Raw genomic sequence first — 11,682 nt, 5'->3', positions numbered from 1 at the left:
CAGTGTGAGAAGCTTTCGCCTATGATGGTACATTATTGCCAGACGAAGACGGGCTTGACTGACCCGGCTAATACCATTTTGTTTTACCGCTTAGGTGATTTCTACGAAATGTTCTTCGAGGATGCCACCCTGGTATCCAAAGAACTTGAGCTTACGCTGACCGGAAAGGACTGCGGCATGGAGGAGCGCGCTCCGATGTGCGGTATCCCGTATCACGCTGCAGAAGGGTATATCAACCGTCTTGTAGAGAACGGCCATAAGGTTGCGATCTGCGAGCAGATGGAGGACCCGAAACAGGCAAAGGGCATGGTAAAGCGCGAAGTCATCCGCGTTGTCACACCGGGTACGACGCTGATCCCGCAGGGACTTGATGAGACGAAGAACAACTACATCATGTCGATCGTCTGCATGGAGGGATGCTTCGGTATCTCTACAGCAGATATCTCGACCGGCCAGTGCTTCGTCACGGAAATGGACAAGCCGCGCCGCCTTGTGGATGAGATCACGAAGTTTATGCCGGCGGAAATCATCTGCAATCAGTCGTTCCTGCTCTGCGGGATTGATGTGGAGGATCTCCGGACCCGCCTTCATATCTGCGTGAATGCATTGGAAGACTGGTATTTCGACGATGACATCTGCCGCCGTACACTGCAGGAACAGTTCCATGCTGCTACGATGGAAGGCCTTGGCATCGCCGATTACAACTGCGGAACAATTGCAGCCGGTGCGCTGTTCCAATATCTGCATGAGACACAGAAATCGGATCTGTCTCACATGAATTCGATTACACCGTATGTGACAGACAAATATATGCTGATCGACAGCTCCAGCCGCCGGAATCTGGAACTGGTGGAAACGCTGCGTGAGAAGCAGAAACGCGGCTCCCTGCTCTGGGTTCTCGACAAAACCCGCACGGCGATGGGCGCGCGTCTTCTGCGAAGCTACGTGGAGCAGCCATTGATCGACGAGGATGAAATCAATGCAAGACTCGATGCTGTAGAGGCTCTAACGGGGCAGGCGATGCTACGCGAGGAAATCCGTGAATACCTCCGTCCGGTTTATGACCTTGAGCGTCTCGTCGGAAGAATCAGCTACCAGTCCGCGAATCCGCGTGACCTGATCGCCTTTAAATCGTCGCTGCAGATGCTGCCTTACATCAAGCAGCTCTTAAACTCGTTTGACGGCGGCGCTTTGGCGCAGATTCAGGAGGATCTCGACCCGCTGGAAGACCTCTATCAGCTTGTCGATGCGGCAATCGTGGATGATCCACCGTATCTGATGCGCGACGGCGGTATGATCAAGGACGGCTACAACGAGATGGTCGATAATTACCGTCACGCCAAGACCGAGGGCAAACAGTGGCTGAGTGAGCTTGAGGCAAGTGAGCGCGAGAAAACCGGCATCAAAAATATGAAGGTCAAATACAACAAGGTATTCGGCTATTATCTGGAGGTCACGAACTCGTTTAAAGATCTTGTCCCGGATTACTATACGAGAAAACAGACATTGACGAATGCGGAGCGCTACATTACCCCGCGTCTGAAGGAACTCGAGGATACGATTCTCGGTGCGGAGGATAAACTGTATGCGCTGGAATACGATCTTTTCTGTACGGTGCGCGATACGGTTGCCGGTGAGGCGGAGCGGATTCAGCGCACGGCGCAGGCTCTGGCACGGCTCGATGTGTATGCATCACTTTCCTACGTTGCCGAGCACAACCACTATGTGCGTCCGAAGCTGAACAGCCGAGGAAAGATTGATATCAAGGATGGCCGTCACCCAGTGGTCGAGAAGATGATTCCAAACGATATGTTTATCGCAAACGATACCCTGCTTGACAACGGTGACCACCGCGTTTCCGTCATCACCGGACCGAACATGGCCGGTAAATCGACGTATATGCGCCAGACGGCCCTCATTGTGCTGATGGCACAGATCGGTTCGTTTGTTCCGGCTTCGAAGGCAAACATCGGTATTGTGGACCGGATCTTTACCCGTGTCGGCGCATCCGATGACCTGGCAAGCGGCCAGAGTACGTTTATGGTTGAGATGACGGAGGTGGCGAATATTCTTCGGAATGCAACCTCGAACAGTCTGCTGATTCTCGATGAGATCGGAAGAGGAACGAGTACGTTCGACGGTCTTTCGATCGCCTGGGCGGTGATTGAGCATGTGGCGAATCCGAAGCTGCTCGGCGCAAAGACACTGTTCGCTACGCATTACCATGAGCTGACTGAGCTTGAAGGAAAGCTTCCGGGCGTGCACAACTACTGTATTGCCGTTAAGGAAAAGGGCGACGATATCGTATTCCTGCGTAAAATTGTACAGGGCGGCGCAGATAAGAGCTACGGTATCCAGGTAGCGCGTCTTGCGGGAGTGCCGGAGTCAGTGCTCTCCCGGGCGCAGGAGCTGGTGGAGCAGCTGAGCGATGCCGATATCACTGCTGCGGTCAAGGATCTGACCATGCAGAAAAAACCGAAGGCAAAGCCGGTTCACTACGACGAGGTCGATATGGCACAGATGTCGCTGTTCGATACGGTGCAGGACGATGATATCATCAAAGAGCTCTCGGAGCTTGATATCTCGAATATGACACCGATGGATGCTTTAAATACCCTGTACCGTTTCCAGGGAAAGGTGAAAAACCGCTGGAAATAGGGGAATACTGGATCAGAACATAAGTTAGAATCAATCCGAAACAGAAAGGAACAACATGGCTACCATAGCAGTACTGGATCAGAATACGATCGATAAAATTGCGGCCGGTGAGGTCGTGGAACGGCCGGCTTCCGTGGTAAAGGAGCTGGTGGAAAATGCAATGGACGCCGGTGCGACGGCGATCACCGTGGAAATCCGCGACGGCGGTATCTCGCTGGTGCGGATCACGGACAATGGAAGCGGCATTCCGGCCGAACAGGTGCCGCTCGCTTTTCTGCGCCACGCGACGAGCAAGATCCGTTCCGTGGAAGAACTCGTGCAGATTGCATCTCTTGGCTTCCGCGGCGAGGCGCTCTCGAGTATCTCGGCGGTTGCGCAGATCGAGATGATTACGAAAACGCCGGATGCGCTGACGGGAACGCGGTATGTGATTGAGGGCGGCGCGGAGAAGGCCAATGAGGAGGTCGGTGCCCCGACCGGAACAACCTTTCTGGTCCGGAATCTTTTTTACAACACGCCGGCTCGTCAGAAATTCTTAAAAACGCCGGTTACGGAGGCGAATGCGGTGACTTCTGTGGTGGAGCAGCTTGCGCTGTCGCATCCGGGGATTTCGTTTAAATATATGGTGAATTCACAGGTGAAGCTCCATACGAGCGGCAACCGGAATTTAAAAGAACTGGTCTATAATATTTACGGCCGCGACATTGCGCGGGAGCTGATCGAGATTCACTCGGAAAGCCCGCTGATGACGATCGACGGCTTTATCGGAAAACCGGTGATCTCGAGGGGAAACCGGAATTTTGAAAATTATTACGTGAATGGACGGTATGTGCGGAGCAAGCTGCTCGCCCGTGCGATTGAGGACGGATATCAAACATCGATGATGCAGCATAAATATCCGTTTACGCTGTTCTATGTCCAGATGGATGGAGAGGCGGTGGATGTCAATGTGCATCCGACGAAGATGGAACTTCGTTTTTCTCATCAGGAGGAGATTTACCGTCAGATGCGCGATATGATCTCAGGTGCGCTGAATCACAGGGAGCAGATTGTGAATGTTTCGCTTTCTTCCGACAGGGAACGGAAAGCAGAGGAAAAAGCGGCACGGAAAGAACAGATTGTTGTTCCGGAACCGTTCGAGCAGAAACGGCAGGTAAAAGAAGGCTTTGCACGGCAGTCCCTTCCGGTGGAGCCGGTTTCCAGCCAGAGCAGAAGAATGCCAATTTTCCCGGAGGTGGAACGAAATGGATACCGCGCAGCGAAAACGTATGTGCCGGTTCAGCAGATGACGGGAATGACGCGGGAAGAGGAAGAACTGTTTGAGCCGGGTGCAGGAAACGTGCCAAAGACGGCAGACCTCTCAAACGCGGACGCAATACAGCATCAGCAGGAGCCAGATGCAGCTCCAACGGTATCTTCCATGCCGGAAGAATCCTCATCTGCATCTGCTTCGCCTGAGCCAGAAGGCCAGATGCAGCTCTTTGATGAGCAGTTTCTTACCCCGGAGGCAGAGAAATCGCACCGCATCATCGGCCAGGTTTTCGATACGTACTGGCTGATTCAGTACGGCGAGAATCTCTACATCATCGATCAGCATGCCGCGCACGAAAAGGTACTGTTCGAGCGGATGATGAAAAATTACCGGGAAAAGAACGTCACCTCCCAGATGGTGAGTCCTCCGCTGATCGTCTCCTTAACGCCGCAGGAAGCAGATCTTGTGACCCGTTACATGGACGTTTTCCAGTCCTTCGGCTACGAAATTTCCCCGTTCGGCGGAAAAGACTATGCGATCAACGCCGTGCCGCACAACCTGTACGGTATTGCGACGGAGGAGCTGTTTATCGAGATTCTCGACAATCTTGAGGAGGTCCGCGAAAAGCCGCTGGAGATTTTAAAAGACCGTCTGGCGACGATGTCGTGCAAGGCCGCCGTAAAGGGCAACAATCATCTTTCCTATGCAGAGGCGGAGCAGCTCATTGCCGAGCTTTTGACGCTCGAAGATCCGTATCACTGCCCGCACGGCCGGCCGACGATCATTTCCCTCTCGAAACGGGAACTGGAAAAGAAATTTAAGAGAATTGTGTAGGTGATTTTTTTGAAAAAACCTTTGATTATCCTGACCGGTCCGACCGCTGTCGGTAAGACGAAGCTGTCGATTTCACTTGCCCAAGCGGTGAATGGGGCCATTATCTCCGCGGATTCCATGCAGGTCTACCGCCATATGGATATCGGATCTGCCAAAATCCGCCCGGAGGAGATGTGCGGCGTTCCGCATTATCTGATCGATGTGCTCGATCCTTCCGAAGAGTTTCACGTCGTGAAGTTTGTGGAACTGGCGCATGAAGCGATGGAAAAAATATACGCCGCCGGACAGATTCCGATCGTGACGGGCGGCACCGGCTTTTATATTCAGGCGCTTTTAAAAGAAGTTGATTTTACGGAATCGCACGGTGAACTGCCGATCCGGAAACAGCTGGAAGAAAAAGCAGCAACGGAGGAAGGCGCGGCAGAACTGTACCGGGAACTTTCCGAGGTTGATCCTGCTTCCGCGGAGACGATTCACCCGAATAATGTAAAACGTGTAATCCGGGCGCTGGAATATTATCACGAGACAGGACAGAAGATTTCGGAGCACAACGAGGAGCAGAAGCAGAAGGAATCTCCGTACTGTTCTGCTTATTTTGTGCTGAACGACGAACGTTCGATTCTGTATGACCGCATTGACAGGCGCGTCGATCAGATGATCTGCGACGGACTGGTTGATGAAGTTTTCCGTTTGAAAGAAATGGGATACACAAGAGATCTTGTCTCCATGCAGGGACTGGGCTACAAAGAACTGTTCCCGTATCTTGCGGGCGAATGCACGCTGGAGGAGGCCGTCTATATCATCAAGCGGGACACCCGTCATTTTGCCAAACGGCAGCTGACCTGGTTCCGCCGGGAAAAGGATGTGATCTGGCTGAACAAGCCAGATTTTGACTACGACGAAGAAAAAATATTATCATATATGCTGGATCGCTGGAACGAAATCGTTTCGGCCGATGCAAAGGAAGAAGGAGAACAATCATGTTGACAGAAAAAGCTGCTATGTACAGCACACTTGGCATTTCCAAAGAAGTTTTCGCATTTGGAACGAAAATTGAGGAAGAATTAAAAGAGCGTTTTGCAAAAATTGATGAAATCGCAGAATACAACCAGTTAAAGGTCATCCACGCCATGCAGGCAAGCAAGGTCAGCGAGGCATGCTTATATGGAACCACAGGATACGGATACAATGACCTGGGACGTGATACGCTGGAGCAGGTCTATGCAACGTGCTTCGGCACTGAGGATGCACTGGTACGCCCGCAGATCGCCTGCGGAACCCATGCGCTTGCAACGGCGCTTTCCGGAAATCTCCGCCCGGGCGACGAACTGCTTTCTCCTGTTGGAAAACCGTACGACACCCTTGAGGAAGTGATCGGCATCCGCCCGTCCGTCGGATCTCTTGCGGAATATGGCGTAACTTACCGCCAGGTAGATTTAAAAGAGGACGGCTCTTTCGATTACGAAGAAATCAAAAATGCCATCAACAAAAAGACAAAGATGGTGACGATTCAGAGATCGAAAGGATATCAGACCAGACCGACGCTTTCTGTTACCCGCATCGGTGAACTGATTGCATTTATTAAAAATATCAAACCAGATGTCATCTGTATGGTTGATAACTGCTACGGCGAGTTCGTGGAGACGATCGAACCGACCAATGTCGGTGCAGATCTGATGGTCGGATCCCTGATCAAAAACCCGGGCGGCGGACTGGCTCCGGCCGGCGGTTACATTGTTGGAAAGAAAAAGTACGTGGAAAATGCAGCATACCGTCTGCTCTCCCCGGGACTTGGAAAAGAGGTTGGCGCAACACTCGGTGTGAACGGTTCCTTCTACCAGGGATTCTTCCTGGCACCGACCGTTACCGCAGCGGCATTAAAAGGTGCTGTCTTTGCTGCAAATGTTTATGAGAAACTGGGATTTGCCGTTGTTCCAAACGGAACCGAGAGCCGTCACGACATCATTCAGGCGGTGACCTTTGGAAAACCGGAAGGCGTCATCGCATTCTGCCAGGGTATCCAGGCAGCTGCCCCGGTCGACAGCTTCGTTTCCCCGGAACCTTGGGATATGCCAGGCTACGACAGCCCAGTTATCATGGCAGCTGGCGCTTTCGTGCAGGGCTCTTCCATTGAACTTTCTGCCGACGGCCCGATCAAACCGCCGTACGCTGTCTATTTCCAGGGTGGGCTTACGTGGCAGCACGCAAAATTCGGTATTCTGATGAGTCTTCAGAAACTCGTCGATGCCGGTATGGTGACATTATAATGGCAAAAAATGTGGTAATTATCGGCGGCGGCGCGAGCGGACTGATGGCGGCAATTTGGGCCTCACGTCTCGGTGCCGCGGTCACCGTTCTGGAAAAGAACGATAAACCGGGCAGAAAGCTTCTTGCGACCGGAAACGGACGGTGTAATTTTACCAATCGTTATCAGGATGCATCGTGCTACCGCACGGGAAATCAGGAGCGTGCATCACGGGTTCTCGAACAGTTTACCGAACAGGACACCGAACAGTTTTTTGAACAGCTCGGCATCCGCATCCGGAGCCGTGAAGGCTGGCTTTATCCGGCCAGCGAGCAGGCACAGTCCGTTCTTGATCTGCTGGTTTTGGAAGCCAGATTCCGAAAGGTAAAAATCAAGACACGGGAAACGGCTGTTGCAGTGGAAAAAGCCGAAAATGGTTATCTGGTGCGCACCGAAGGATGGCAGTACCCGGCTGACAGCGTCATCATCTGCTGCGGAAGCTGTGCTTCCCAGATCGCCGGTTCCGACGGAGATACACTTCGATTTGCCGATCAGCTTCAGCTCGCTTCGATTCCGTTTTCCCCGGCCCTCTGCCCGCTCCGCTGCAAAGGAAACCAGTTTTCCTCCTGGGCGGGTGTTCGGGTGCGCGCGAAGATTACGCTTCTGGTTGAAAATCAGGAGATTCTGACGGAACAGGGAGAAATGCAGCTTACCGACTACGGTGTCTCCGGCATCCCGGTATTCCAGATTTCCCGGTTCGCTGTGCGCGCCTGCATGCAGAAAAAACGCGCTGAACTTCTCGTAGACTTCTTTCCGGAACTGACAGAATCGGAGCTTACTGCAGAACTTGTCAGACGGCAGGAAATCTGCCCGTATAAAGCGCCAAAAGAGCTTCTGATCGGTCTTCTTCCGGAAAAACTCATTCCGGTTCTGATCGGAAAGAAAAAGACTCCGGAAGAAATGGCAGGCGCCATCAAATCATATCGTTTACAGATCACCGGCCAGACCGACTTTGGAAAAGCTCAGGTGTGTGCGGGCGGCATCACGCTCGACCAGCTTACGGATTCTCTGGAATCGGTACAGCACCCTGGTATTTTCTTTGCGGGAGAAGCCCTGGACGTCGACGGCGTCTGCGGCGGCTACAATCTCCAGTGGGCCTGGTCCAGCGGAAGTGCAGCCGGAAGAGCTGCAGCAGGAGAACATGCATGATTCGGATACAGCAATTAAAGCTTCCAGTCACCCACACACAGGAGGAACTGGAACAGAAAATAAGAAAAACACTGAAAATCGGAAAACACGATCTGCAGGAAATTGAGCTCTTACGCCGCTCAATTGATGCCAGAAAGAAATCCGAATTAAAATACGTTTATCAGCTTGATGTAAAAGTAAAAGATGAGAACGCCGTATTGCGGAAGGCGAAAAGTAACCAGATCGTAAAAGCGGAGAAAAAGCCATATGTGTTCCCAAAATCCGGAGAACAGACTCTTGTTCACCGGCCGGTTATTATCGGAAGCGGTCCGGCAGGGCTTTTTTGTGCCTACGTTCTCGCAAAGCATGGCTACCGTCCGCTCGTTCTGGAGCGCGGCGAATCTGCAGAACAGAGAAAGAAAAGTGTCGATGCGTTCTGGAAAACCGGCGTTCTGAACCCGGAATCGAACGTACAGTTCGGAGAGGGCGGCGCCGGTACGTTTTCGGATGGAAAATTAAACACTTCGGTGAAGGATCCATCTGGCAGAAACCGTGAGGTACTCCGGATCTTCACGGAATGCGGGGCACCGGAAGAAATTCTGTACGATCAGAAACCGCACCTTGGCACCGATCAGCTCATCGGAATTGTGACAACGATGCGGAAAAAGATCGAGGCATGGGGCGGAGAAGTCCGTTTCGGAGCAAAAGTGACGGACTTTGGGATTGAAAACGGCAGACTCACTTCTGTAACCGTCAATGAAACCGAGAAGATTGCCGCGGAGACGGCAGTCCTTGCGATCGGCCACTCTGCACGCGATACCTTCTTTAAACTCTGCGAAAATAAGATCTCCATGGAAGCAAAATCCTTCGCTGTCGGCGTCCGCATTGAGCATCCGCAGAAGATGATCACGGAGGATCAGTACGGACCGGAGGCACCGGATTTTCTTGGGGCAGCACCGTATAAGCTCACCAATCAGTGTGAAAACGGAAGAGGTGTGTACTCATTCTGTATGTGTCCCGGCGGCTATGTTGTCAACGCATCCTCGGAAGCGGAACGCACCTGCGTCAACGGTATGAGTTATTCTGACCGGGAAGGTAAAAATGCGAACAGCGCTATGATTGTCACCGTAACACCGGAAGACTACCGCCCGTACCATGTAGAGGGAACGCCGGACGTACTCGATGGTGTGGCATTCCAGAGAGCGCTTGAACACGCTGCGTGGGAAGCCGGAAAAGGCAAAGTTCCGGTGCAGCTTTTTGGTGATTTCTGTGAAAACAGAGTTTCTACAGCACTTGGAGAGGTAACCCCTTCCATCTGCGGAGAATGGACTTTCGCCAATCTGCGGGAAGTTCTTCCGACGTTTATCGGAGACTCCCTTGTGGAAGGCATTCGTGCATCTGAGCGGAAAATCCACGGCTTTTCCCGTCCGGACGCCGTTCTTTCCGGCGTGGAAGCGCGTACCTCGTCACCGGTCCGCATTGTAAGAAATGAAACGCTCGAAAGTTCGTCGCTTACCGGTCTTTACCCGTGCGGAGAGGGCGCAGGCTATGCGGGAGGCATCACTTCCGCAGCCATGGACGGATTAAAAACGGCAGAGAAAATTGCAAAAAAATATATGAATTTTTCATAATTCCTATACATCTGCGGAAAGTTGTGCTAGAATGATGGGTGATTCAAACCAATGTATTCCATGAAAATTCCCGGAAGAGTGGTGGGAGGAATACATGAGAAAAAATGGATTACGAAACCTGCCGACGATGGAACAGCCATATGAAAAATGCCTGGAAAACGGCCCGGAAAGCCTTTCCGACGCGGAGCTTCTGGCTGTCATTTTACGATGTGGGGCAAGGGGAAAAACATCCCTGGAGCTCGCAAGAGAAATTCTTTCCCTTCCCGGAAAAGAGGAGGGCCTGTTAGGACTCTATCACTGTACAAGACAGGAACTTCTGCAGATCCGCGGAGTCGGGGAAGTAAAAGCGATCCAGCTCCAGTGCATCGGTGAGCTTTCCAAACGAATGGCCGCGGCCGGAGCAAGAAAAGGTCTCTGCTTTCATGATCCGGCTTCCATTGCGGATTATTACATGGAACGTCTCCGCCACGAGGATCAGGAGGTTCTTCTCTGCATGATGCTGGACACAAAAAATCAGCTTCTCGGAGAAAAGGAAATTACAAGAGGAACGGTCAATGCGACGATGATTTCGCCGCGGGAGCTTTTTCTTGCGGCACTGCAGTTCCGTGCGGTTCATATTCTGCTGGTTCACAACCATCCAAGCGGAATTCCGGAACCAAGCGGTGACGACATTACCGTGACACGGCAGATCCGGCGGGCGGGCGAAATGCTCGGCATTACCCTGCTGGATCACATTATTATCGGGGATCACTGTTATACCAGTATGCTGGAACAGGGAATCTGATCCTGAAAATCCGAGGCAGAAATGCCCAAAGGAAGGGAACAAGTTAAAGGAGCACGATGCAGATTCGAAATGTATACGGCATAGACCTTGGCACCAGTACCGTCAAAATCTATGACCTGAAGAAAGACACAATCACAAAAGAAAAAAATATGATTGCCATACGCAACCGCGAACAGGTGATTGCCGTTGGAAATTACGCATATGAAATGCACGAGAGAACGCCTTCCAATATCGAGGTAATTACCCCCATGAGCAACGGACGCATTGCGAATGTATTGATGGTAGAAGCCGTTTTGCACACGCTTCTCCACCGCTGTACGCGCCACATGGGATACCGCCCGGAGCTGTATTTTTCAGTTCCCTGCGATATGACAGAGATTGAACGGCGTTCTTATTATACGATTGCACATAAGGGAGCCTTAAAAAACTGCCGCATGTATCTTGTGGATAAACCAATCGCGGATGCGCTGGCACTTGGCATTCCGATCAACCGCACGAAGGGTTCCATGATTGTCAACATCGGAGCGCAGAGCACAGAGATTTCTGTTATCGCCAACACGAGGGTTATTTTTTCCAGAATCATCCAGGTAGGCGGAAAACAGTTCAACGAATCGATATGCAATCTGAACCGCCGCAAAAACAATTTCCAGATTGGCTCCAAAACAGCCAAACGTGTCAAGATTGCGCTGGCGGATCTTGGAACAGACAAAAAAGAGGCGCGGAAGGTGCGCGGCGTAGATGGTGCATCCGGTCTTCCAATGGAAGGGATCATTACTTCTTCCCTCGTAAACGAAGCACTCCTTTCCGGTGTTAATGAGATCGGCGAGGAAATCAAGCATGCGCTGGAGCGTACACCGCCGCAGATCCACGATCATATCCAGAAAGAGGGTATTTACATCACCGGCGGAAGCACAAGGATTCCGAACATTGACCGCTATCTTTCGAGACAGCTCGGCTGTCCGGTACAGCTTTCCCAGTATTATGACCTCTGTACCATCTGTGGGCTCAAGGAACTGATCACGCACGATGCGCTGCATCGCTGGGCTTACACGGTAAATAAAAAGAAGTAAATCTATCAAAAAGGACCCGC

Annotated in this window: 8 protein-coding genes; all 8 read left to right on the top strand. The window is 51.9% G+C overall.

The window, feature by feature from the left end; genetic code table 11:
* Positions 1–21 precede the first annotated feature (21 nt).
* The 8 genes from mutS to DWX26_RS05055 all read left to right on the top strand — a co-directional run bounded on the left by mutS (position 22) and on the right by DWX26_RS05055 (position 11,662).
* Positions 22–2,658, top strand: coding sequence for a DNA mismatch repair protein MutS (gene mutS / locus DWX26_RS05090; RefSeq protein WP_118600993.1), 2,637 nt, complete (start codon positions 22–24; stop codon positions 2,656–2,658).
* Between the two features lie 55 nt (positions 2,659–2,713).
* Positions 2,714–4,744, top strand: a complete 2,031-nt coding sequence (mutL, locus tag DWX26_RS05085; protein ID WP_117508923.1) for a DNA mismatch repair endonuclease MutL — start codon at positions 2,714–2,716, stop codon at positions 4,742–4,744.
* A gap of 9 nt (positions 4,745–4,753) precedes the next feature.
* Positions 4,754–5,731: a tRNA (adenosine(37)-N6)-dimethylallyltransferase MiaA gene (gene miaA, locus DWX26_RS05080; RefSeq protein ID WP_117509148.1), complete on the top strand. Its 978-nt coding sequence runs from the start codon at positions 4,754–4,756 to the stop codon at positions 5,729–5,731.
* Complete coding sequence (locus tag DWX26_RS05075) at positions 5,725–7,011, top strand: methionine gamma-lyase family protein (protein ID WP_118600976.1); 1,287 nt, start codon at positions 5,725–5,727, stop codon at positions 7,009–7,011. Before miaA ends, DWX26_RS05075 begins: the two co-directional genes overlap by 7 nt.
* Positions 7,011–8,198 (top strand): NAD(P)/FAD-dependent oxidoreductase, encoded by a 1,188-nt coding sequence (locus DWX26_RS05070; RefSeq protein ID WP_173816154.1) that lies wholly within the window; start codon positions 7,011–7,013, stop codon positions 8,196–8,198. The genes DWX26_RS05075 and DWX26_RS05070 overlap by 1 nt, the downstream gene beginning before the upstream one ends.
* Entirely contained in the window at positions 8,195–9,808 is a 1,614-nt protein-coding gene (locus DWX26_RS05065) for an NAD(P)/FAD-dependent oxidoreductase (RefSeq protein WP_118600975.1), read from the top strand. Before DWX26_RS05070 ends, DWX26_RS05065 begins: the two co-directional genes overlap by 4 nt.
* A 94-nt stretch (positions 9,809–9,902) precedes the next feature.
* Positions 9,903–10,592 (top strand): RadC family protein, encoded by a 690-nt coding sequence (gene radC, locus DWX26_RS05060; RefSeq protein WP_022462847.1) that lies wholly within the window; start codon positions 9,903–9,905, stop codon positions 10,590–10,592.
* Between the two features lie 56 nt (positions 10,593–10,648).
* Positions 10,649–11,662 carry a rod shape-determining protein gene (locus DWX26_RS05055; RefSeq protein ID WP_022462848.1) on the top strand — a complete coding sequence of 338 codons (1,014 nt, stop codon included), beginning with the start codon at positions 10,649–10,651 and terminating at the stop codon, positions 11,660–11,662.
* The last annotated feature ends 20 nt before the right edge of the window (positions 11,663–11,682 follow it).

The organism is Blautia sp. AF19-1, from assembly GCF_003479155.1.
GTDB lineage: Bacteria > Bacillota > Clostridia > Lachnospirales > Lachnospiraceae > Fusicatenibacter > Fusicatenibacter saccharivorans.
Note: the sequence above shows the minus strand (reverse complement) of the source record. Positions and strands in the feature narration are given on the sequence as shown.

Bases quoted from the DNA above. Each gene is read 5' to 3' on its own strand.
- DWX26_RS05055 (WP_022462848.1), top strand. From the start codon at position 10,649: ATGCAGATTCGAAATGTATACGGCATAGACCTTGGCACCAGTACCGTC.
- DWX26_RS05065 (WP_118600975.1), top strand. From the start codon at position 8,195: ATGATTCGGATACAGCAATTAAAGCTTCCAGTCACCCACACACAGGAG.
- DWX26_RS05075 (WP_118600976.1), top strand. From the start codon at position 5,725: ATGTTGACAGAAAAAGCTGCTATGTACAGCACACTTGGCATTTCCAAA.
- radC (WP_022462847.1), top strand. From the start codon at position 9,903: ATGAGAAAAAATGGATTACGAAACCTGCCGACGATGGAACAGCCATAT.
- DWX26_RS05070 (WP_173816154.1), top strand. From the start codon at position 7,011: ATGGCAAAAAATGTGGTAATTATCGGCGGCGGCGCGAGCGGACTGATG.
- mutL (WP_117508923.1), top strand. From the start codon at position 2,714: ATGGCTACCATAGCAGTACTGGATCAGAATACGATCGATAAAATTGCG.
- mutS (WP_118600993.1), top strand. From the start codon at position 22: ATGATGGTACATTATTGCCAGACGAAGACGGGCTTGACTGACCCGGCT.